This window comes from Qipengyuania sp., assembly GCF_042095715.1.
Lineage (GTDB): Bacteria > Pseudomonadota > Alphaproteobacteria > Sphingomonadales > Sphingomonadaceae > Qipengyuania.
Genome location: NZ_JBELMO010000005.1, coordinates 42,500 through 64,314, shown reverse-complemented (window position 1 = coordinate 64,314; position 21,815 = coordinate 42,500). Strand labels below are relative to the sequence as shown.

The window sequence follows — 21,815 nt, the reverse complement described above, 5'->3', positions numbered from 1 at the left end:
AGCATGGTGGATCCTTTGCTAGTTATTGCCGCGGCGGCCCTGGTGGGGCTGGTGATCGTGGTCGCGGCGTTGCTGAGGGCCTGGCAGGGGTGGCTGGCGCTCAAGGAGCGTGAACTGGAGCGCAGGAATGCTTCCGATCCCGACAAGGGCGCTCCATTGGGCGCGGCGCGGATCGAGATCAGCGATCTGAAGGAACGTATCCGTAAGCTGGAAGCGATCGCTAGCGGGGTGGATCTGTGAGCACGGCGCGCGGCGATGCCGCTCGCGCGGGGATCGGGCTGGGTAGCGCGATCGCGGTCGCGATCAGCTGGAGCCTGCATAAATCCATCGTCTGGGCGGTCGTCCACGGTTTTCTGTCCTGGTTCTACGTGATCTATTTCGCTTTCACACGACCCGGCGGCCTTTCCGGGTGATGGTGCTTACGATAAGGGCGCAAGACCATGCGTTCCCTTTCCGACATTTCAGAAGAATATGATTTCCTCGATGCCGATGACCGGTATCGGCTGCTCATCGAACTGGGCCGCGAACTCGAACCGATGCCGGGCGCTCTAAAAACGGACGCCACTCTGGTGCGGGGCTGTTCGGCGCAGGTATGGGTGTATCCCACCGGAGAAGCGGACAGGCTCCACTTTCTGGCCGACAGCAATGCGGCCATAACCAAAGGGATCGTCGCGCTGGTGATTGCCGCCGTACAGGACAAGCCCGCCGCCGAGGTTGCGCAAATGGATGTCGCCAAAGCGCTGGAGCCTTTCGACCTCAAAAACCAGCTGAGCTCCAACCGGACGCAGGGCGTGCCCAACATGATCGCTCTGGTTCAGGAACATGCCGCACGGATAGCTCGCGGTTAGCGAGGCGCGCAGCCGCGCGCGCCACCTTCCAACCTGCGGCCGGCTGCGATACGGCGCGCTGCATGGACCTTTACCTGCCCATCGCGAATCTCTCGGTGAACGGGCTGGTGATCGTCGGCCTGGGCCTGCTGACCGGCATGCTCTCGGGCCTGTTCGGCGTAGGCGGCGGGTTTCTGACAACACCGCTACTCATTTTCTACGGGATACCGCCTACGGTGGCGGCGGCCTCGGCCGCGACGCAGGTCACAGGGGCCAGCGTGTCGGGCCTTATGGCGCATTCGAAGCGCGGCGGCGTCGACTACAAGATGGGTCTGGTCATGGTGGCGGGCGGTGCCCTGGGGTCGGGAATGGGAGCGCTTCTTTTTCGCTTCTTCAGGTCGATCGGGCAGATCGATGTCGTCATCAACGCGCTCTATTTCCTGCTGCTGGGCACGATCGGATCGTTGATGGCGCGTGAGGCCTGGCAGGCAATCCGGGGTTCCGCATCCGCCACCCAGCCGCGCCGTCGCCGCCACCATCCCCTGGTCGCCGCGTTGCCGGGGCGGTGGCGGTTCTATGGCTCGGGCCTTTACATATCCCCGCTCGCGCCATTGATCCTGGGTCTGGTGACCGGAATGCTCACCATGCTGATGGGCGTGGGCGGCGGATTCATTCTGGTCCCGGCCATGCTCTATATTCTTGGCATGAGCGCCAATGTCGTGGTCGGCACCAGCCTCTTCAATATCGTGTTCGTGACCATCCTGACTACGATGATGCATGCGTTGACTACGCATGCGGTGGACATGGTGCTCGTCCTCTTTTTGCTGATCGGATCGGTGACCGGCGCACAGATGGGGACCCAGTTTGCCGGCCGTTGGCGACCGGAGGCACTTCGTCTGGTGCTCGCCGTCATCGTTCTCGCCATCGCCTTCGTCATGTTGTTTCAGCTTGGCGTGCGACCGGCTGAGATTTTCACGATCACGCCGCTGTGATCCGCGCATTTCTCCTGCTGGCAGCCTCGCTGCTGCTGATGGGCCAGCGCGATCCCATTCTGGTGCCGGAAGTCAGCCAGCATGAGATCGAGGTTCGCCAGGGCTTCACTGGCACCGAATTGCTGCTCTTCGGCGCAATTCTGGACCCCGCCGGTCGCGCTGCGACCACCGATTACGATGTCGTGGTGGTGCTTCAGGGCCCGTCGGAACCCATTCGACTGCGAGAGAAGGAGCGTTTTGGTGGTATCTGGGTCAATGCGGCAAGCACCGATTTTCGCAGCGTGCCATCCTATTTCGGAGTGGCAAGCACCCGGCCCATCGACGAGATCGTCGATGATCGAACCGCCGCGATTTACGAGTTCGGGACCAAGTATATCCAGCTTTCACCGAGCGGCGTGATCGATCCGGAGGAGCAGGCGCGGTTTTCAGCGGGGCTCGTGGAACGGCGGCTGCGAGAAGGGCTGTTTTACGAGAATATCGGCGGGGTCACGGTGAGCGAGAAAGTGCTTTATCAGGCGCGCATTATACTCCCCTCCAGCGTGGTCACCGGTCTCTATACGGCGGAAACCTTCGCGGTGCGTGATGGGCGGGTCATCGCTTCTGCAATGTCGGAAGTGGAGGTGAAGAAAGTCGGCGTGGAACGGGACATCGTCTGGTTCGCCGACAGCTGGCCGCTCTTCTATGGCCTCTTCGCCGTGGCGCTTTCGATCGCCATGGGCTGGGCGGCCGGGCGATTTTACGCGCTCATCTGATCGCGTCTGCGGGCCCTCCCCTTCGCGGCAGAGTTGACCCGATCTTAACCGCGCCGATCCTATGTGTGGCTCGATCTGCCGCCCCCAGCCCAAGGGACCTGATGACCGACGCCAGTCACGAATCCTTTCGTACGTTCGACCGCGCACAGAATGGGACTCCCGAACCGCCACGCCGCAATGCATTGCGCGATCGGTTGCGCAACGGTGGGGCGCCCGCGCCATCGGGACCGGCAGAGCCGCCTCGCACCTATGTGCCCACGCCCGCACCCGAGCCTGCTTCCGCCGGTCTCCAGCCGCTCAGTGCGAAGGAATTGGCGGACCGCGCGCCGCCGCGACCTGAACCGGTCAAGCCGAAGGCGGCGCCGCCGCCCGCGCCGGAACCAGCCCCCGAGGTCGTCAGCGAAAATGCGCTGGAGCCGATCGGTGTGGTGCTGGAGATTGCGGGTTCGGGATCCCAGATCGCAATCGATCTCATTCGTCTCAACGAATGCATGGATGATCCTGATCCATCGGTCGCGCTGGCGGGGCAGGTCGGGAGCCAGATCAAGATTCGCGTGGGCCAGACCTGGTTGCTCGCCAATGTCCGCAATCAGAAGCAGGGCCGCGCCCAGAATTCGATTCTCGCCAACATCGATTTTCTAGGCGAGGGAATGGAGGAAAAACTCACCGGGAAGCTCCACGGCTTCAAGCGCGGTGTGACGCGCTATCCGGTGCCAGGCGCGCTTGTCTATCCCGCCACGACGCAGGATCTGCGCCAGGTCTATGCCAGCGACGGACGCGATGCGATCACGATAGGCAAGGTGTATCCGACCAAGGATATCCGCGCAGGAATCTATATCGATGCCATGCTCGGCAAGCACTTTGCGCTGCTGGGTTCCACGGGGACGGGCAAATCGACGAGCGCCGCGCTTATCCTGCACCGCATATGCGAAGCCGCGCCCGAAGGTCATATCGTGATGATCGACCCCCATGGCGAATACGCGTCGGCCTTCCGCAACACCGGCATGATCCTGGACGTGTCGAACCTTCAGATGCCGTACTGGCTGATGAACTACGAAGAGCACTGCGAAGTCCTGCTGACGGCGACGGGCAGCGACCGCAATGTGGACGCGGACATTCTCGCCAAGTGTCTGCTCGCGGCGCGCACGAAAAGCCGGCTGGCCGGGGCAATGGGCAAGATCACCGTCGACAGCCCGATCCCATATCTGCTCTCGGACCTCGCCAACGAGATCCAGACGCAGATGGGCAAGCTGGATAAATCGACGAACTCCGCCCCCTACATGCGGATTAAGAACAAGCTGGACGAGATCAAGGCAGATCCGCGCTACCAGTTCATGTTCTCCGGCATGCTGGTTGGCGACACCATGACGGAGTTCATCGGCAAGATTTTTCGCATGCCCTCGGATGGGCGCCCTGTCGCCATCATCGATGTGTCGGGCGTCCCCTCGGACATCACCGCCACCGTCGTGGCGGTGCTCAGCCGGCTGGTGTTCGATTTCGCCATTTGGGGCCGCGAGGAGAAGACGCGCCCGGTGTTGCTGGTCTGCGAGGAGGCGCATCGCTACGTCCCGAGCGAAAAGAACGCGGACGGCAATTCCGTGGGCAAGATCCTCAGCCGTATTGCGAAGGAAGGGCGGAAATACGGGATCAGCCTCGGCCTCATCACCCAGCGCCCCAGCGATCTTGCCGAAGGCGTATTGTCACAGTGCGGCACTATCATTTCGATGCGCCTCAACAACGAGCGCGACCAGAACTTCGTCAAGGCCGCCATGCCCGAAGGCGCACGCGGCTTCCTCGACGCGATCCCCGCCTTGCGCAATCGCGAATGCATCATCTGCGGCGAGGGTGTCGCCATACCCATGCGCGTGAGTTTCGACACACTCGACGAGGCGAAGCGACCGGCATCCGACGATCCCAGCTTCGTTGAGCTGTGGGCACGCACGGGGGGCGAAGAAGAGTCGGTCCGCCGTATCGTCCAGCGCTGGCGAAGCCAGGGCTGAGGCCAGCCGCCAAGCGCCCTATAGCTCGGGCTTGAAGCGCCCGGCGGTCTCCCCGTCGGCCTGCGATTCCTTGGCTGCGCGTTCCGGCAATATGGCGCGCGCTTTCTCCCGCCAGCCTTTGCGTCGATAGGCCGCAATGGCGAGAAGCACCGCGACCAGCGATCCGAACGGAAACGAAAGCCACAGCGCGTCCTGCCCCAAACTGCCGCGCAAGGCGTAATAGAAGCCCAGCCGGGCCGGAAACAATCCGATTGCAAGCACGATCAGCGGCGCGATCACGACGCCGCCGGCGCGCATGGTGCCGAACAGCACGATGGTAACGCCGAAAATTATGAAGCTCCAACTGGCCAGAAGCTGGATATGGCGGGCGAGCGGCACCGCCGGGCTGTCCGGCCCCAGGAACAGGACCAGCGCGGACCGGTCGAAGGTCAGCAACAGGGCGGTCATCGCGCCCGTAAGCAACACGTTGACGATGATGCCCGCGCGCGTGATCTGGTCGATCCGATCGGAAAGGCCGGCGCCTATCGCCTGTGCGGCCATCGCGCTGGCGGCGGCGCTGATCGCCATCGCGGGCATCTGGAGATAGGTCCACAGCTGGAGCGAGGCACCATAGGCCGCCGCCGCCAGCAGGCCTTCCCTGTTCACCAGCCCGATCACCACTATTCCGGCCGATGAGACCAGCAGCATCTGCGCCCCCATCGGCAGACCTTTGCCCAGGATGTAGCCCAGCTCCACTCGCCGTGGGATCAGATAGGAAAGCTCGGCACCGCGCAAGCGCAGCGGCAGGTCGCGCGCATAGACATAGACGATCTGCGCCAGCAGCGAGAGATAGCCCGCCAATGCCGTCGCCAGCGCCGATCCCGCGATGCCCAGACGCGGAAAGGGTCCGATCCCGGCGATCAGCAGCGGGTTGAAGGCAATGTCCAGCACCACGCTCAATCCCATGAAGAGGAAAGGCGTCTTGGCGTCACCGGCGCCGCGCAGACCCATCGCCAGCATGACCGATGCCATCGCGCCGGGGATCGCGATGAAGATCACGCGCAGATAAGTGAGCGCCAGTGGAAACGCCTCCCCCGGTGTGGCCAGCAATCGAAGCAGGGCGGGCGCCATGACCCAGCCGATGCCGGCCACCAGAGCCGCCAGGATCACGCACAGCCCCATGGCGGTGCCGAAGGTGCGCCGCGCCTGATCCATCTGGCCCGCCCCGAAGGCCTGGCCCATCTTGACGGTCGCAGCCATGCCGAAGCCGAAGACTGCGGCGAACACCAGGAACATCACGATATTCGCATTGGCGGTGGCAGCCAGCGCGGCTTCGCCCAGCAAGCGCCCGACCCAGATCGAATTGACCGATCCGTTGAGAGATTGCAGCAGGTTGGACCCGAGCGTCGGAACGCTGAAGAGGATCAGCGTCTTCATGACTGGCCCTTCGGTCAGGCTGCGGGGCTGCGCGGCGGGGCGGGGCGGTCTCATGTGCCGCGGGTATCGCCGAAAAGATGAATATGGAGCCTGTCGCTGAGGCGGAAGCCATGCTGGAGACAAAGCGGCGCCAGCCATTCCTCGCGGGCGCGGATCGTGGCGCTGTCGGTGCCTTCCGGCATGAGGAAGATGCGGCTTGGCGGAATCGCGTAGCTGCGCTGAAGCGCCAGCACCTCCTCCACGTCGGACGGTTCGGCGATCACGAACTTGAAAAAGGCGCGCGGATCGGCGGCATAGGCAGCCAGGCGTTCGGGGATCAGGGCGAGCTCGGCCGGATTGCCGGAATGGGAGAGCTTGGGACTGACGTTGTACTGGTCGATGCGGATGTCTAGCCGGGGTGGGGCCTTGGTGGTCCCGTTGGTTTCGATCTCGACGGTCATATCCTCGAGGTCTTCCAGAAGCTGAGCCAGCGGCCCGGCCTGAAGACCCGGTTCTCCGCCGGTGACGACGAGGCGCTTCTGCCCCAGTGCGCGGATGCGCTCCGCCACGTCCACGACCTCCATCGTCACCTGATTGGCGCTTCGGTCGAAGGTCTCGCCGGACCGGTGCGGACGCTCGTCGCCCTCGAAGTGCCAGGTGTAGGCGGTGTCGCACCATTGGCAGGCAAGGTTGCAGCGCGACAGCCGCACGAAGGCGACAGGCATGCCCGCGCTCGGCCCTTCGCCCTGAACCGAGGCGAAGATCTCGGGTTCTCCCGGCGTCTGCGTGGCGAGGACTAAAACCATCCCAACCCCTGGCGTGGACCGCGCACCGGGGGGTTTTGCAAAACTGACGCAGAGCCGTAAATCGCCACAATCGATTGTTTCAAAAGAGCAATTAGGCCCGATCGACCGCGCGAAAGTGTCACTTTCCGGTTTGGTCGCATACAATTCGCGCACGGGGCGCATGCGATGCGGGAGAGGGGCGGACGCGCAGTCATCATCCTTTCCCGCATGGCACAATCGGCTGTGTGTAGGAAAATCCTTTCGTTAGCCGAGGCGAGTCAGTGCCGCCTCCAGGCGCTCCGCCTCCGCCGCGTGGTGGGCATGGTCGGCACGGGCCTTCTCCACAGCTTCGGGCTTGGCACGTTCGACGAAATTGGCGTTGTTCAGACGCCCTTCCAGCGACTTTGCCTCCTTCTGCGAGGCGGCAAGCGCCTTTTCCAGCCGCGCCTTTTCCGCTGCGATGTCGATCACGCCTTCCAGCGGAACGATGAACACGTCCTCGCCCGCCGTTACCTGCATTGCCGCGCCCGCCGGGGGCTCGCCGACGGTGATCGGGGCGAGCCGGGCCAGACGTTCGATGGCGGCAGAGCTGCGGTCGATCACGCCCGTCGCCGTTTCGGACGGGTTGGGGCAGAAAGCGGGCAGCTTCTCGCCCGGCGAAATGCCCAGCTCGTTGCGTGCCGCACGGGTGGCGGTGGTGAGCGCGATCACCCAGTCGATTGCATCGGTGGCGTGTTTGCTGACGGATGCTTCGGGTTCGGGCCATTTGGCCACGATCAGATCGTAGGGGCGCGTGCCTTGCGCATGCCACAGCTCTTCGGTGATGAAGGGCATGAAAGGGTGCAGCATGACCAGGATCTGGTCGAGCGCCCAGCCGGCGACCGCGTGGGTTTCCACGGCGGCGGGGCTGTCGGCATCGCCCTGAAAAACCGGCTTGATCAGCTCCAGATACCAGTCGCAGAACCGGTCCCAGGTGAAGTGATAGATAGTGTTGGCAGCCGCATCGAAGCGCAGATCGGCCATCGCCTTGTCGAGTTCGGCGACAGTCTCGGCCACCTCGCCGATGATCCACTGGTTGGCGGCGAGCTTTGCCTCCGGCGCGGCAATGGTGCTGGACGCGCCGATGCCGTTGGATTGGCAGAAGCGGGTGGCGTTCCACAGCTTGGTGGCGAAGTTGCGATATCCCTCGACCCGCTTTTCATCCATCTTGATGTCGCGGCCCTGACTTTCCATTGCCGCCATGAAGAAACGCAGCGCATCGGCGCCGTACTGGTCGATCAGGCCCAGCGGATCGACGACATTGCCCTTGGATTTCGACATCTTCGCGCCATCGGCGGCGCGGACGAGGCCATGGAGGTACAGGCGCGGCCAGGGCGCCTGCCCGGTCAGATGCATCCCCTGCATAAGCATCCGCGCATCCCAGAAGAAAAGGATGTCGAAACCGCTTATCAGCAGGTTGTTGGGATAATGCTTGTCGAGAAGGTCGGTCTTGTCCGGCCAGCCGAGCGTGGCGAAGGGCCACAGCGCGGAGGAGAACCAGGTGTCGAGGACGTCGGGGTCGCGGGTAAGGGCAACGCCTTTACCCGCCTGCGCTTGCGCCTCTTGCTCGGTTTCGGCGACATAGGCCTTGCCATTCTCATCGTACCAAGCCGGGATTCGATGGCCCCACCATAGCTGGCGACTGACGCACCAGGGCTGGATGTTCTCCATCCAGTTGAAGAAGGTCTTTTCCCAGCTCTTTGGGACGATCTCGACCGTGCCGTTCTTCACCGCCTCGATCGGGGCCTTGGCCAGTTTTTCGGCGTCGACGTACCATTGGTCGGTCAGCCAAGGTTCGATCACAACGCCGCCGCGGTCGCCGAAGGGGGTGGGGATGGTGCGCGGTTCGAAGTCTTGCTCGGCCTCGTTGCCTTCCTTGTCCATGGTGACATGTGGGACGAGATTGCCGCTGTCCTTGAGCATTTCGACCACGCGGCTGCGCGCTTCGAACCGGTCGAGGCCGATCAGTTCCTCGGGCACCAGCCCGTCGGCGGTCTGACAGATGGCGGCGTTGGCATCGAGCATGTTGAGCATTTCGCCCGGCTGGATGCCGGCGCGCTTGCCCACTTCGAAGTCGTTGAAATCGTGCCCCGGCGTGATCTTCACCGCGCCGCTGCCCAGTTCCGGATCGGCGTGTTCGTCGGCCACGATGGGGATTTCGCGTCCCGTGATCGGCAGCTTCACCTTCACGCCGCGCGCGACGAGGTCCTTGTAGCGCTCGTCATCCGGGTGGACCGCTACCGCCATGTCGGCCAGCATCGTTTCGGGCCGCGTGGTGGACACGCGGATGGAACCGCTGCCATCGGCAAAGGGATATTCGAAGGTCCAGAAGCCGCCCTGCACGTCCTGCGTCTCGACCTCCAGATCGCTGATCGCGGTCTTGAGCTTCGGGTCCCAGTTCACCAGCCGCTTGTCGCGATAGATGAGACCGTCATTGTGGAGATCGACGAAGGTCTTAAGCACCGCCTTGGTGAAGTGCGGGTCCATCGTGAACTGCTCGCGGCTCCAGTCCATCGAGCAGCCGAGGCGGCGGAGCTGGCGGGTGATCGTGCCGCCGCTTTCTTCCTTCCATTCCCACACCTTGTCGATGAATTCTTCGCGCGAATAGTTGGTGCGCTTGTCCTGCTTCGCCTCAAGCTGGCGCTCGACCACCATTTGCGTGGCGATGCCCGCGTGGTCGGTGCCCACTACCCACAGCGCATCCTTGCCGCGCATCCGTTCGTAGCGGATGACGATATCCTGCAGCGTGTTGTCGAGCGCGTGGCCGATATGCAGGCTGCCCGTCACATTGGGGGGCGGGTTCACGATCGTGAAGGGCTCGGCATCCGGGCGTTCGGGCCGGAAGCAGCCGTTTTCCTCCCAGTGCGCATACCAGCGCGCCTCGATCTGGGCGGGGTCGAAGGTTTTGGACAGCGTTTCGTTTGTATCGGTCATCGTGAGACGGCCCATGCCAGCGCCCCCGCGCGCACGCAACACGGGCGTGGGTCACTGGCGAGAGCGACTTGTTTAGCCGGCGAAACCTGCGCATAGCGTGGCAGCTATGGAGCGCTCAGCCGCATTCGAGATCGAGGAAGGGGAGGGGGGCGCCACCATGGCGCTGTCCGGCCCATGGCTCGTTTCGACCATCGGTGCCGTCGAAAAAGAGGTCAACGCCGCGCGCGACCGCGATGTGGCGACGGTGGATCTGTCCGATATAAGCGAGATCGACACGGCGGGCGCGTGGCTGGCAAGCCGGATCGCGAACGAGCACGATGCCGAAATCGCCGGCGCCGACGATCGGGCCCAGCGTCTGCTCGGTGCGGTCGGCGGGTTCGATTCGGATGTGGCCGTTGCCGCGCCTCGCGAAGGGATGCTCACCCGCGTACCCGAACGCATGGGCGAAATGGTCGGCAATGCCGGCAAGGGTTTCACCGGAATCGTCGGTTTTCTCGGCGCTCTCATCATGGCGTTCGGCAGCGTGATCCGCCATCCGCGCCGCTTCCGCATGAACGCTTTCATCCGCCAACTGGAGGTGGTGGGCGTGTCCGCGCTTCCCATCGTCGGGTTGATGAGCTTCCTGATCGGGGTCGTCATCGCGCAACAGGGCGCTGTGCAGCTGGCCCAGTTCGGCGCGGAAACGCTGACCGTCAATCTGGTCGGCCGGATTACCCTGCGCGAACTGGGCGTGTTGATGACGGCGATCATGGTGGCCGGCCGATCGGGCAGCGCATTCGCCGCCCAGATCGGCACGATGAATCTGACCGAGGAAATCGATGCCATGCGCACCATCGGGATTTCCCCGATGGAAGCGCTGGTGATCCCGCGCATCCTGGCCTGCGTTTTCATGATGATCGTGCTGGGATTTTATGCGTCGCTGATGTCGATAATCGGTGGGGCCGTGATCGGGGACGTGATGCTCGGCATCCCCTTCCTCACATTCCTGACCCGTATCCAGGAAGTCGTGCCGATCTACGATCTGTGGGTAGGGCTCATCAAGGCGCCCGTGTTCGGCCTGATCGTTGCTCTGGCGGGGTGCTATAACGGCATGCAGGTAAAGGGCGATTCGGAGCAGGTCGGCCTGCGCACGACGATGGCGGTGGTTTCGGCGATCTTCGCGGTTATCGTGATCGATGCGTTCTTCGCGGTGTTCTTCAGCAATATAGGGTGGGGCTGATGGCTGAAGACGCAGAAGAGATTGAGCGCGCCCAGGAGGATGAGGGTGACGAGCCCGTTCTGGGCCGGCACGAGCGCTATCGCGGCGATTATCCCATCGTGGTGGAAGGCCTGGTCAACAAGTTCGGCGATCAGACCATTCACGAAAACCTCGATCTCAAGGTCCGGCGGGGTGAGATCCTGGGCGTGGTTGGCGGTTCGGGCACGGGCAAGAGCGTTCTGATGCGCTCGATCATCGGCCTGCAAATTCCTTCCGCGGGCCATATCGACGTGTTCGGACGGTCGATCACCGACGGCGAGCCGGATGAAGTGCTTGGCGTGCGCAATCGCTGGGGCATTCTGTTTCAAGGCGGCGCGCTGTTTTCGACCCTGACCGTGGGCGAGAACGTGGAGGTTCCGCTCAAGCAGTTCTATTCCGAGATTTCTCCCGAATTGATGCACGATATCGCACGCTACAAGGTGCGCCTTTCGGGCTTGCCGGAAGAGGCGGTCAGCAAGTTCCCCAGTGAGCTTTCCGGCGGGATGAAAAAGCGCGCCGGCCTGGCCCGTGCACTGGCGCTCGACCCCGAATTGCTGTTCCTCGACGAGCCTACCGCTGGACTGGACCCGATCGGCGCGGCGGCCTTCGATCAGCTGACCAAGGAACTCAAGGAAACGCTCGGTCTCACCGTGTTCCTGATCACGCACGATCTCGATACGCTGCACGAGATTTGCGACCGGGTCGCGGTGCTGGCGGACAAGAAGGTGATCGCGGTGGACACCGTGCCGAACCTGATGAAGCTCGACCATCCCTGGATCCAGGAGTATTTCAACGGGCCACGTGGCCGCGCCGCGCTGACCGCGCAGGCGCTCGACGAGCTTCGCAAACACATGGACAAGCCCGTCGCCGCCAATGCGATCAAAGCGTTGGACAACGACAAGGGCGAAGGGGCATAGAGCGGACGGATGGAAACCAGGGCAAATCATATCTGGGTCGGTGCGGTCACGCTGGTGTTGCTGGCGATGCTGGCCGCCTTCATCGTCTGGCTCGCGCGCCTGGGCACCGCCGACCAGAAGGAATACGACATTTTCTTCAAGCAGTCGGTGTCAGGCCTGGCCAAGGGATCGGAAGTGAACTTTGCCGGTGTTCCAGTGGGGCAGGTCAACCAGATCCGGCTGTGGGAAAAGGACCCCGAATTCGTCCGTGTTCGAATCAAGGTGGGGCAGGACGTGCCGATCCTGGTCGGCACGACGGCCACGATGCAGTCCAGTTTCACGGGCGTATCCACCATCCTGCTCGACGGCGCACGCCGCGGCAGGCCGCCTATCACCTGCGACACCACCGCCTGTACGGAGGGTGTTCCCATCATTCCTCCCAAGCCGGGCGGTTTCGGGGAAATCCTGGCCAACGCACCGCTTCTGCTGGAGCGACTGGCGACATTGACCGAGCGTCTGACCCAGCTTTTATCCGATCGCAATCAGGAAGAGCTGTCCGGCATCCTCGCCAACACCAATCGCATCAGCGAAAATCTCGCCAATGCCAGCCCGCAGGTCGAACGCACCATGGCGGAACTGCAAGTTACCCTTCGCGAGGCGAGCGAGGCGCTGGACCAGTTCGAGAAGGTGACCGCGTCGACCGACCGGCTGCTGAACGACCAGGGGGCGGAGATCGCGGACCAGCTGCGCGCAACGCTCAAATCGGCGAGCGGCGCGGCGGAATCGCTGAACCAGACGCTGGCAGAGGCGCGCCCCGCCTCCAAGCAACTGACCGAAAGCACGCTTCCGGCGGCAGAAGCCACGCTGCGTGATCTGCGCGCCACGAGCAAGGCATTGCGGCAGGTGACCGAGAAGATCGACAACAAGGGCGCGGGCGCATTGCTTGGCGGGCCCAAGCTGCCGGATTACGAGCCATGAGGAACCCCATGACCACGCCCTTCCGCCCCATAACAATGGCGCTGGCATTCATCGCGCTCACCGGCTGCGTCAGCTTTGGGGGCAAGACGCCCGATAGCCTGATTACGCTTACCCCGAGCGCCACCGCACCGGCAGGGTCCACCTCCACCGGCAATGCCCGGACCGCAATTGCGCTTTCCGAGTTCGAGGCGCCCGCCAAACTGGATGTGACGCGCGTTCCGGTGCAGGTCACCGACAGCGAGATCGCTTATGTGAAAGACGCGGTTTGGAACGAAAAACCCGCTCGTCTTCTGGGCCGCCTGATCGCAGAGACGATCCGTTCGCGCGGGAACAGGCTGGTCATCGACGGCGACGATCCGGGCGCGCAGGCGGAAACGCGCTTGTCCGGGACGTTGCGCGAATTCGGCTATGATGCAAGAACCGGCGAGGTTGTTCTGGTGCTCGACGCCGCCAAATCGGGCGCCGGGAGCAGTCTTACCACTCGCCGCTTCGAGGCGCGGGTTCCCGGCGTGGTTCCGGAAGCTGCACCCGTTGGCACCGCGCTTAACGATGTCGCCAACCGCGTTGCGGCCGAGGTTGCAGCCTGGATGCTTTAGCGGCCGTGCGCTTCCGACAGGGTCGGGAGTGACCGGGGTTTAACCGGCCAACGCTTGCTCAGCGAAGGGCTGGGTGGTTATCTTTTCCGGCGCAGATCGAAAAGGTTGTCGAGCTCGACCGGTTCCCTCTCACCTGTCAGGATTTTATGCGCCGGCCCGCTGGCACTCCAGCGTAGGCCTTCCTCGGCGAATTCCAGTTTCACCTTGCCGCCGAACGCCAGTTCCACATTTCGCTTCATGAGAATGGTCCCGAACCCGCTGGACAAGGGCGAGGTGATCTTGGGCCCCCCACTTTCCTGCCACGTGATTTCGAATTCTCCGTCGTGAGGCGTGCCATTGAGCGACCAGGCGATATCGACGCGACCCGTCGGCGACGAAAGCGAACCATATGTGAGCGCGTTGGTCGCCAGTTCATGGATGGCCAGCCCCAGCGCTTCGCTCGGCTGAGCCCGCATCACAAGATCATCATCGCCTGAAATCCGTAGCTGATCGCTGCCGGGTTCGGCGACATGCAAGACTTGCGTGCCGACGACGTGTTTGACTCTGGCCCCCGACCAGTCACCGCCGTTAAGCAATTCCTGACTGGATGCGAGTGCCCTGATTCGGTTGCGCAACGAAGTGGAAAGGGCTTCGGCGGAGCGGCCCGAAGACCGGCTGATGATGGCTTGCACGATCGCCAGCATGTTGCGAGCGCGGTGATTGACCTCCTGCATCAGCAACCCGATGCGCTCGCTAGCTTCGCGCTGATCGGTAATGTCGGTGTTGGTGCCGCACCAAAGAATGACGTTGCCGGCCTCGTCGCGGAGCGGGTTCGCACGGCTCAGGAACCAGCGATAGACGCCATCGTGCCGGCGGAGCGGGAAGGTATCCTCCCACGGCTCGCCGGAGTCCCAGGCTCGCTGGACCTTATCGACCACGCGGTCGACATGATCGGGATGGTGGACCTTGCGCCATCCCCAGCCTTCCATCGACTCCAGCGTCGTCCCGGTGAAGTCGAACCACCTGCGATTGTACCAGTAGATGTAGCCCTTGGGATCCGCGATCCAGGCAAGTTGCGGGATGTTTTCGGCCAGTGCGGTGAACTGGTCGGACTTTTCCTTCAGTCCTTCGCGCAGATTGTATTGTTCGCGCAGATCATTTGCGATCTTAGAGGCTCCGACAATGGCCCCGCTGGCATCCCGCATCGGGGATACGGTGACGGCGACAGGAATCTCGCTGCCGCTTTTGGTCAGACGCATGGTTTCGAACTTGGGTACGATGTCGCCGCTGCAAACGCGGGCGAGGATGGCGTCTTCCTCGTCCTGGCGATCGGGCGGCACGATTCGACGGATCGATTCGCCGATCATCTCCTCGGCGGACCAACCGAACAGCCTCTCCGCGGCAGGGTTCCAGGATTCTACAACCCCTTCAAGCGTTTTGGAGACGATTGCATCGGACGAATGCGCCACGATGGTGGCAAACCGCACGGCATCGATTTCGGGCAGTTCATCATCCGGCACGCCTCGCGGGTATCATCTGCGCGCGAGAGTGCAAATACCTCGCGCATTAACATAGGATAAGTTTTTGCTTCAGTGACACCGATGCGACCAGTGCTTCCGCAAACACTGGGCCTAGACGATCGATGGAATGACCCTTTCATCACGGGTCTCTTAGACCAGCGTATTCACACTGCGCGCGCCCGCACCTATGCTGCGGCGGCGGCCTGGGCGAAATCGAGCGCGCCAAGAAATTGGTCCTTGCGGGTCTGGCGTCTAGCCTGTGCTTCCTCGTCGCTGCCCCACAGTTCCGCCTGCCATTCCTCTTCGAGATTGGCGGCGCTCCAGAGAAACTCTCCATCGGCACCGTCCAGCGCCGCCAGGCCGATCACTAGGGAGGTGGCGAGGGACGTCAGCGTAGTCAGCGCCGCGAGTGTGAAATCGTCCAATTCATGCAGGCGACCGCGAATGGCCTCGATGGCGCGCGGATCTTGCGCGCGATGGATGATGCCGCTGACACGCTGCATCTTGATCCCCTCGCGATCTTCGAATGACGTCAGCAGCGGCTCCCAAACGTCCTGCTGTCGCTTCCACAGCGCTTCGTCGGGATCGGCACGATAACACAGCGTGTCGGTCTCGGCATAACGCAGCAGCCCCTCGACCGCGGCGTCGCGGTCCGGTGCCACGCTATCGATAGCATAGTCGGCCATGTCGCGATGGCGGAAGCTGCGTGGATCGATCTCTTCACCCTGGGCCGACCATTCCGCCGCAAGCAGATGCGACAGGTTCTCCCCCGGCACCACCTGTGGCCCGCCTCCCTGAGTCTTGATGGGCCTCCCATCAAGCTCGACCTGCCAGCCAATCCCGGTATCGACCGATCGCGCTTCCTTGTAGAAACGCTTCATTCGGACGGGCTGCGCCATCTGCGCGCCAGCATTGTCGGGACGACAAGGAAATCGAGAAAGCCGAAGAACAACAGCACGAGCCCGACCGGCGTCCCCCAATCGAGCCCGCCGGCAAACACGGCCATGCCCAGGATCAGCATCACCGCGCCTACCAGGCGATGGCCCGCCATCAGGTAATAGCGCGCGCGCGCGGGGTCCTTGTCAGCCATCGATCAGCCGCTCCAGCTCTTCCGCCGTTTCCGCGACGGCGACCGCTCCTGCGGCAAGGAGTTCTGCCGGATCGTGATATCCCCACGCAACGCCAATCGCGCGCACGCCGGCGGCCACGGCCATCGAGATATCGAAGATGGTGTCGCCGATCATCACGGCATCCTGCGGATCCACGTAAGCTTCCTGTAAAGCGGCCTGCAGCATTGCGGGATCGGGTTTGGACGGGTGGTGATCGGCAGTCTGCAACGTATGGAAAAGCTCGCTCACGCCATGCTGGGCCAGGCAGGAAAACAGCCCTCGGTCGCTCTTGCCGGTCGCGACACCCAGCATCCGGCCATTGGCGGAAAGCCGCTGCAATAATTCCGCGATACCCGGATAGAGCGGTTCTTCCAGCCGCCCCTCGGTCCGTGCCGAGCGAAAATTGCTTTTGTAGATTTCGATCGCCCGGGCATGCCCTTCGGGAGCGCCGTCGGGGGCCAGGCGGGAGATAGCCTGCGGCAGGCTTAGACCCACGATACGGCGGATCTCGTTGCGTTCGGGGGGAGGGAGATCGGCGGCGGCGAACGCGCTTTCCATGGCATCGCAGATTGCCGACTGCCCATCCACGAGCGTCCCGTCACAATCGAACACCACCAGACGTGTCGCGGTCTTGGCCGCCACGGCCCTCATGCCAAGGTCCGCATCAGATGGGCAAGTGCGGTCGATCCGCTCTGCTCCAAGCCTCGTGCGATCGTTTCGCGTTCCCGTGCGGTTCTTTTTTGCGACATTTTCAGCGTCGGGCGCCAGGCCAGTATTTCCATTTCAAAACCGATGATGCCCCGCAGTTGGCTCTGCCACAAGCCCTCACTTGCCTCTTGCGCCCGCCAGGGGTCACCGGAAATCCGCCCCTCGGACCGCTCGATCAGGCTGTGGAGCAGAGCTTCCAGGCCCTCCTCCTCCATTCGCCGGACCCGGCCCTCCATTTCAAGAGCGATATAATCCCAGGTGGGCACCGTGTTGCGATCATCGTACCAGCGTGGGCTGACATAGCCATCGGGTCCGTTCACCGTAACCAGCGCCGTCGATGCGTCGAGATACCGGGTTAGCGCATTGCCCCGCGACAGATGGAATTGCACCGCCCCGTCGCCGGTAGATAACAAAGGTGTGTGCGCCACTCGCGGCCCGTCCGGTGTGGTCAGGAAGATCATTCCGAAGCCGATCTGGTCGATAAGCGTTTCGAACAGCGCGCGATCCTCGCTGCGGAATACGGGATTGGGGTGCATCAGCGGCTCTTTTTGCCCTTTCCTCCGCCCGGCCCCTTGGCAGGGCTGACCTTCGCGGGCTTGCCGGTGACCCGTGTCCTCCGTTCGCCCCGACGCGCCTTGCGATATTGCTTGGCGTGCTGACGTGCCGCCTGCTTCTTCTCTTCCTTGGAGCGTTCGGGCGGGCTTTCGCGCAAGGGTTCGGCATCGCTTGCGGCCTGATCGAAACCCAGTTGTTCCATGCTCGCCGCGAAATGTTCCGGAAGCTCGGCAGTGGTATCGATGGAGCTACCACCGGGCGCATCGATAACCAGTCGGCGCGCATGAAGATGCATCTTGCGGCTGATCGTCCCGGTCAGGAAAGCATCCTGCCCACCATATTTTCCATCGCCCACGATCGGGTGCCCCATTGCCGCGCAGTGGACGCGCAACTGGTGGGTGCGACCCGTCAGCGGCTCCAGTTCGAGCCATGCGGCTTTCTTGCCCGCCGTATCCACCACGCGATAGCGCGTCTTCGCCGGCTGGCCGCCTTCGTGGTCGACATGCATCTTTTCGCCGCCCGATCCCGGCTGCTTGGCCAGGGGTGCATCGATGGTGCCTGCGCGAACGTCCGGCACGCCCGTCACCAGCGCCCAGTAGATCTTCTTGGCGCTGCGCCCGGAAAATCGCTTGGAAAAGAACGCTGCGCTGCCCGGCGTGCGCGCAACGAGGAGTACGCCGCTGGTGTCCTTGTCCAGACGGTGCACGAGCCGTGGGCGCGGATCGTCCTCATCCGCAAAAGCATCCAGCAGCCCATCGACATGCCGCGTCGTCTTCGTGCCGCCCTGGGTTGCGAGCCCGGGCGGCTTGTTGAGCACGAGCGCCGCCTGCGTCTCCAGAATGACCATGGCCGTAGCCGCCTCGCGATCCTCCGGGCTCAGCGGCTTGCGTTCAGGGCCCTTGCGGGTCTTCGCTTCGCCGCCGGGCGGGACGCGGATCTGCTGCCCCGGCTCCAGCCGGTCGTCGGGCTTCGCGCGCTTGCCATCGACCCGGATCTGCCCGGTGCGCGCCCAGCGACTGACCGTCGCGAAGCCGATCTGTGGCAGATGGCGTTTGAACCACCGGTCGAGCCGAACACCTGCATCGTCTTCGCCCACGGTGAACTGACGGACATCGTTTGCCATTACGCCGCCACCCTCATCACCATAAGTGCGGCGAACAGTCCGCACACGCCGAGCGCCAGCGACAGGAATGCGTAAAGCGCGGCCAGGGTGTATTGTCCCCGTTCGACCAGCAGCACGAGTTCCAGGCTGAAGGAGGAAAAGGTGGTGAAGCCGCCCAGCAGCCCCACACCCAGCAGCAAGCGCAGTTGCTCTCCATTGCCTTGACCGTGGCGGGCGAACCAGCCGGCCAGAAAACCCATCAGCATACTGCCAACCGCATTGGCGGCCAGCGTGGCCCAGGGAAAGGTCGTCACGGCGACCGGCCCCAGCCAATGGGTGATCGCGCGGCCGAGCTGATAGCGCAGCGCGGCACCGAACGCGCCGCCGACGGCGACGTTAATGGTGGCGGCGAGTGGGGAAAGGGAGGCGGGCATGCCGGGCTTCCCTTAGCGATGGTGGGGGGAGGGGGAAAGAGCTATGCGCCGCTCTTACCGCTTGCATTTCGCGGTCCATCCCTATATCGGGCGCACGTTCGAGCCGGTCCGGAATGGATTCGGCGCGTTTTTCGTTAATTCGACGAAAGCAACCGGCTAAGGAGGCAGGTCCGCATCAGCGGGCTCAGGCCCGTAAGATTGAGGTGTTGGACTTTTATGCAGATCATCGTTCGCGATAACAACGTCGACCAGGCCCTGCGCGCGCTCAAGAAGAAGCTGCAGCGCGAGGGTGTGTACCGCGAAATGAAGCTGCGCCGCCACTACGAAAAGCCCAGTGAGAAGCGCGCGCGCGAAAAGGCCGCCGCGGTTCGCCGGGCTCGCAAGATGGAGCGCAAGCGCATGGAGCGTGACGGGATCAAGTGATCCCGTGCATTGCGGGCCATATCCGGCCTGCAATGCGACCCTTGCCAAGCAATTTGAGCCAAGCCATGAGGGCGCGGATCATTCCGCGCCCTTTCGCATTCCAGGACCCTTTTCATGACCGAGATCACCCGCGTGCCCCTGCAGCCGATCAAGAAGGGCTCTCTCACCAAGCTGTGGCTGGGCGTTGCTGCGGCCGTTTTGCTGGGCGCCGGTCTGGCCTGGGCTGCGCTGCCGCACGGCGTGGACGTCGAAACCGTGGCGGAAGGCAGCGGCGCCAGCCCAGGTCCTGACGATGTGGTGTTCGTGCGCTACGTCGGCACGCTGGATGATGGAACGGAGTTCGACCGGTCTCAGGATGTCCCGCTCCCGATCGAAGGTATTTTTCCGCAGGGTAGCCCGCTTCCCCTCTCGCGCATGATCCCCGGCTTTTCGGAAGCCGCCGTCCAGATGAAGAAGGGTGGCAAGTATGTCTTCCATATCCCCGCGGACAAGGGATACGGAGCCGAAGGGCAGAAGGACCAGCAGGGCAATGACGTGATCCCGCCCAATTCCGACCTCACGTTCGAAGTCGAACTGGTCGACTTCATGAGCGAACAGGATTTCCAGCAGCGCCTGCAGGTGCTTCAGCAGGCCATGCAGATGCAGCAGGGTGCCGATGGTCAGGGCGTGCCGGCACCGCCGCAATAAACCCGCCGCTTGAAGGTGGCGAAACGCGCGGCTAACGCGCATTCATGTCCGTAGACAAAGCAACCGTAGCCAAGATCGCGAATCTGGCGCGCATCAAGATGGATGATGCCGCGCTGGAGCGCATGGTCCCCGAACTGAACGGCATCCTGAACTGGGTCGAACAACTCGGTGAAGTGGACGTCACCGGCGTTGAGCCGATGACCGCCGTTATCCCCAACCACCTGCGCCTGCGCGACGATGTCGTTGATGCCGACCCGAAGACGGGCGGCGGCAAGCGCGACGCCGTGCTGGCCAATGCGCCCGCCGCCGAGCACGGCTTCTTCGGCGTACCCAAGGTGATCGAATAATCATGACCAACCTCACCGATCTTGGCGTCAAGGCCATCCGCGATGGCGTTGCCGGCGGCGATTTTACCGCGCGCGAAGTGGCGGAAGCCTTCAACGCAGCCGTTGCCGCCGCCAGCGAGCTCAACGCTTTCATCGTCACCACGCCCGATCATGCGCTCGCCGGCGCCGACGCCACCGATGCGAAGCGGGCAAAGGGTGAAAAGCTGGGCAAGATGGGCGGCGTCCCCATCGGCATGAAGGACCTGTTTGCCACGAAGGGCGTCCAGACCACGGCAGCCAGTCACATCCTGGAAGGCTTCACGCCCGAATACGAAAGCACGGTGTCGCAGAACCTATGGGACGCGGGGGCGGGGATGCTGGGCAAACTCAACCTCGACCAGTTCGCGATGGGCTCCTCCAACGAGACGAGCTATTTCGGCAACGTCTCTTCGCCATGGAAAAAGGAAGGCACCAATGCCGCGATGAGCCCGGGCGGCTCCTCGGGCGGGTCGTCCAGCGCAGTCTCCTCGCGCATTGCGCCAGCCGCCACGGGCACCGACACGGGCGGATCGATCCGCCAGCCCGCCGCCTTTACGGGAATCACCGGGATCAAGCCGACCTATGGTCGCTGCAGCCGCTGGGGCGTGGTCGCCTTCGCCAGCAGTCTGGATCAGGCAGGACCGATGGCGCGTGATGTCACCGATTGCGCGATCATGCTGGAAGCAATGGCGGGCTTCGACCCCAAGGACGCGACCAGCCTCGACATGCCGGTTCCAGAGTGGGAAGCGAACCTGTCTGGCGATCTCAAGGGCAAGAAGATCGGCATACCGCGCGAATATCGCATGGACGGCACCGACGCCGAAATTCTCGACAGCTGGGAACGCGGCAAGGAATGGCTGCGCGATGCGGGTGCCGAGATCGTCGACATCAGCCTGCCGCACACGAAATACGCTCTGCCCGCCTACTACATCATCGCCCCTGCCGAAGCCTCGTCGAACCTCGCCCGCTATGACGGCGTGCGTTACGGCCTGCGCGACCTTCCCGAGGGGGCGGGCTTGCAGGACATGTACGCCGCGACCCGCGCCGCCGGTTTCGGGGACGAGGTCAAGCGCCGCATCCTGATCGGCACCTATGTGCTGAGCGCAGGCTTTTACGACGCCTATTACACGCAGGCGCAAAAGGTCCGCACACTGGTGGCGCGCGATTTCGAGAACGCCTTTGCCGAATGCGACGCGATCCTGGCGCCCACGACGCCGACCGCCAGCTTCCCGCTGGGCAGCCTCGATAAAGATCCGCTGACGATGTATCTGAACGACGTCTTCGCGGTCCCCGCCAGCCTCGCCGGCCTGCCAGCGATGAGCGTGCCTGCAATGACGAACGGCGACGGCCTGCCGCTGGGTTTGCAGATCGTCGGCAAACCCTTCGATGAGCAGGGCGTGCTGAATGCGGGACTGGCGATCGAACAACGTGCCGGGTTTGCGGCGCGGCCGGAGAAGTGGTGGTAATATCCGTCATCCCAGCGGATGCTGGGATCGCTGTCC

24 protein-coding genes are annotated in these 21,815 nt (G+C 63.4%); 14 read left to right on the top strand and 10 right to left on the bottom strand.

Annotated elements, in window-relative coordinates; all coding sequences use genetic code 11:
- Positions 1-3: 3 nt before the first annotated feature.
- The 6 genes from ACFDTG_RS02890 to ACFDTG_RS02865 all read left to right on the top strand — a co-directional run bounded on the left by ACFDTG_RS02890 (position 4) and on the right by ACFDTG_RS02865 (position 4,571).
- Entirely contained in the window at positions 4-240 is a 237-nt protein-coding gene (locus ACFDTG_RS02890) for a hypothetical protein (RefSeq protein WP_375289582.1), read from the top strand.
- Positions 237-413 carry a hypothetical protein gene (locus tag ACFDTG_RS02885; protein WP_375289581.1) on the top strand — a complete coding sequence of 59 codons (177 nt, stop codon included), beginning with the start codon at positions 237-239 and terminating at the stop codon, positions 411-413. The genes ACFDTG_RS02890 and ACFDTG_RS02885 overlap by 4 nt, the downstream gene beginning before the upstream one ends.
- A gap of 27 nt (positions 414-440) precedes the next feature.
- Positions 441-848, top strand: coding sequence for a SufE family protein (locus ACFDTG_RS02880; RefSeq protein WP_375289580.1), 408 nt, complete (start codon positions 441-443; stop codon positions 846-848).
- Positions 849-910: 62 nt separating this feature from the next.
- Positions 911-1,819, top strand: a complete 909-nt coding sequence (locus ACFDTG_RS02875) for a sulfite exporter TauE/SafE family protein (protein ID WP_375289579.1) — start codon at positions 911-913, stop codon at positions 1,817-1,819.
- A 38-nt stretch (positions 1,820-1,857) separates the two neighbouring features.
- Positions 1,858-2,571 carry a TIGR02186 family protein gene (locus ACFDTG_RS02870; protein WP_375289617.1) on the top strand — a complete coding sequence of 238 codons (714 nt, stop codon included), beginning with the start codon at positions 1,858-1,860 and terminating at the stop codon, positions 2,569-2,571.
- 101 nt (positions 2,572-2,672) lie between these two features.
- Positions 2,673-4,571: an ATP-binding protein gene (locus ACFDTG_RS02865; protein WP_375289578.1), complete on the top strand. Its 1,899-nt coding sequence runs from the start codon at positions 2,673-2,675 to the stop codon at positions 4,569-4,571.
- Between the two features lie 18 nt (positions 4,572-4,589).
- Here the strand turns inward: ACFDTG_RS02865 and ACFDTG_RS02860 are convergent, their stop codons facing one another.
- The 3 genes from ACFDTG_RS02860 to ACFDTG_RS02850 form a co-directional block, all read right to left on the bottom strand.
- The gene (locus ACFDTG_RS02860; protein WP_375289577.1) at positions 4,590-6,041 is read right to left on the bottom strand and encodes an MATE family efflux transporter; all 1,452 of its coding nucleotides are present in this window, start codon (positions 6,039-6,041) and stop codon (positions 4,590-4,592) included.
- Complete coding sequence (locus ACFDTG_RS02855; RefSeq protein WP_375289576.1) at positions 6,038-6,772, bottom strand: 7-carboxy-7-deazaguanine synthase QueE; 735 nt, start codon at positions 6,770-6,772, stop codon at positions 6,038-6,040. Before ACFDTG_RS02855 ends, ACFDTG_RS02860 begins: the two co-directional genes overlap by 4 nt.
- 243 nt (positions 6,773-7,015) lie before the next feature.
- The gene (locus ACFDTG_RS02850; protein WP_375289575.1) at positions 7,016-9,724 is read right to left on the bottom strand and encodes a valine--tRNA ligase; all 2,709 of its coding nucleotides are present in this window, start codon (positions 9,722-9,724) and stop codon (positions 7,016-7,018) included.
- 106 nt (positions 9,725-9,830) lie between these two features.
- Between ACFDTG_RS02850 and ACFDTG_RS02845 the strand changes: the two genes are divergently transcribed.
- The 4 genes from ACFDTG_RS02845 to ACFDTG_RS02830 are packed head-to-tail and all read left to right on the top strand — an operon-like array spanning position 9,831 to position 13,431.
- Complete coding sequence (locus tag ACFDTG_RS02845; protein WP_375289574.1) at positions 9,831-10,943, top strand: MlaE family lipid ABC transporter permease subunit; 1,113 nt, start codon at positions 9,831-9,833, stop codon at positions 10,941-10,943.
- The gene (locus ACFDTG_RS02840; protein ID WP_375289573.1) at positions 10,943-11,878 is read left to right on the top strand and encodes an ABC transporter ATP-binding protein; all 936 of its coding nucleotides are present in this window, start codon (positions 10,943-10,945) and stop codon (positions 11,876-11,878) included. Before ACFDTG_RS02845 ends, ACFDTG_RS02840 begins: the two co-directional genes overlap by 1 nt.
- Positions 11,879-11,887: 9 nt before the next feature.
- On the top strand, positions 11,888-12,835 hold the full coding sequence (locus tag ACFDTG_RS02835) for an MlaD family protein (protein ID WP_375289572.1): 948 nt from the start codon (positions 11,888-11,890) through the stop codon (positions 12,833-12,835).
- 8 nt (positions 12,836-12,843) lie between these two features.
- A complete protein-coding gene (locus ACFDTG_RS02830; protein WP_375289571.1) occupies positions 12,844-13,431 on the top strand; it encodes an ABC-type transport auxiliary lipoprotein family protein in 588 nt (195 codons plus the stop codon).
- A gap of 77 nt (positions 13,432-13,508) precedes the next feature.
- Here ACFDTG_RS02830 and ACFDTG_RS02825 read toward each other — a convergent pair whose 3' ends face one another.
- The 7 genes from ACFDTG_RS02825 to crcB form a co-directional block, all read right to left on the bottom strand.
- Positions 13,509-14,930 (bottom strand): PAS domain S-box protein, encoded by a 1,422-nt coding sequence (locus ACFDTG_RS02825; RefSeq protein WP_375289570.1) that lies wholly within the window; start codon positions 14,928-14,930, stop codon positions 13,509-13,511.
- Between the two features lie 185 nt (positions 14,931-15,115).
- Positions 15,116-15,811 carry an ATP12 family chaperone protein gene (locus ACFDTG_RS02820; RefSeq protein WP_375289569.1) on the bottom strand — a complete coding sequence of 232 codons (696 nt, stop codon included), beginning with the start codon at positions 15,809-15,811 and terminating at the stop codon, positions 15,116-15,118.
- Entirely contained in the window at positions 15,808-16,020 is a 213-nt protein-coding gene (locus ACFDTG_RS02815; RefSeq protein WP_375289568.1) for a hypothetical protein, read from the bottom strand. The genes ACFDTG_RS02820 and ACFDTG_RS02815 overlap by 4 nt, the downstream gene beginning before the upstream one ends.
- A complete protein-coding gene (locus ACFDTG_RS02810) occupies positions 16,013-16,681 on the bottom strand; it encodes an HAD-IA family hydrolase (RefSeq protein WP_375289567.1) in 669 nt (222 codons plus the stop codon). The genes ACFDTG_RS02815 and ACFDTG_RS02810 overlap by 8 nt, the downstream gene beginning before the upstream one ends.
- A 5-nt stretch (positions 16,682-16,686) precedes the next feature.
- The gene (locus ACFDTG_RS02805) at positions 16,687-17,283 is read right to left on the bottom strand and encodes an FMN-binding negative transcriptional regulator (RefSeq protein ID WP_375289566.1); all 597 of its coding nucleotides are present in this window, start codon (positions 17,281-17,283) and stop codon (positions 16,687-16,689) included.
- Complete coding sequence (locus tag ACFDTG_RS02800; protein WP_375289565.1) at positions 17,283-18,425, bottom strand: RluA family pseudouridine synthase; 1,143 nt, start codon at positions 18,423-18,425, stop codon at positions 17,283-17,285. The genes ACFDTG_RS02805 and ACFDTG_RS02800 overlap by 1 nt, the downstream gene beginning before the upstream one ends.
- Positions 18,425-18,838, bottom strand: coding sequence for a fluoride efflux transporter CrcB (gene crcB, locus ACFDTG_RS02795; protein ID WP_375289564.1), 414 nt, complete (start codon positions 18,836-18,838; stop codon positions 18,425-18,427). Before crcB ends, ACFDTG_RS02800 begins: the two co-directional genes overlap by 1 nt.
- A 216-nt stretch (positions 18,839-19,054) precedes the next feature.
- Between crcB and rpsU the strand changes: the two genes are divergently transcribed.
- The 4 genes from rpsU (at position 19,055) to gatA (ending at position 21,779) form a co-directional block, all read left to right on the top strand.
- Positions 19,055-19,261: a 30S ribosomal protein S21 gene (gene rpsU, locus ACFDTG_RS02790; protein WP_095012790.1), complete on the top strand. Its 207-nt coding sequence runs from the start codon at positions 19,055-19,057 to the stop codon at positions 19,259-19,261.
- A 114-nt stretch (positions 19,262-19,375) separates the two neighbouring features.
- On the top strand, positions 19,376-19,948 hold the full coding sequence (locus tag ACFDTG_RS02785) for an FKBP-type peptidyl-prolyl cis-trans isomerase (RefSeq protein WP_375289563.1): 573 nt from the start codon (positions 19,376-19,378) through the stop codon (positions 19,946-19,948).
- Positions 19,949-19,992: 44 nt separating this feature from the next.
- Positions 19,993-20,295: an Asp-tRNA(Asn)/Glu-tRNA(Gln) amidotransferase subunit GatC gene (gatC, locus tag ACFDTG_RS02780; RefSeq protein WP_375289562.1), complete on the top strand. Its 303-nt coding sequence runs from the start codon at positions 19,993-19,995 to the stop codon at positions 20,293-20,295.
- Between the two features lie 2 nt (positions 20,296-20,297).
- The gene (gene gatA / locus ACFDTG_RS02775) at positions 20,298-21,779 is read left to right on the top strand and encodes an Asp-tRNA(Asn)/Glu-tRNA(Gln) amidotransferase subunit GatA (protein WP_375289561.1); all 1,482 of its coding nucleotides are present in this window, start codon (positions 20,298-20,300) and stop codon (positions 21,777-21,779) included.
- Positions 21,780-21,815: the final 36 nt, after the last annotated feature.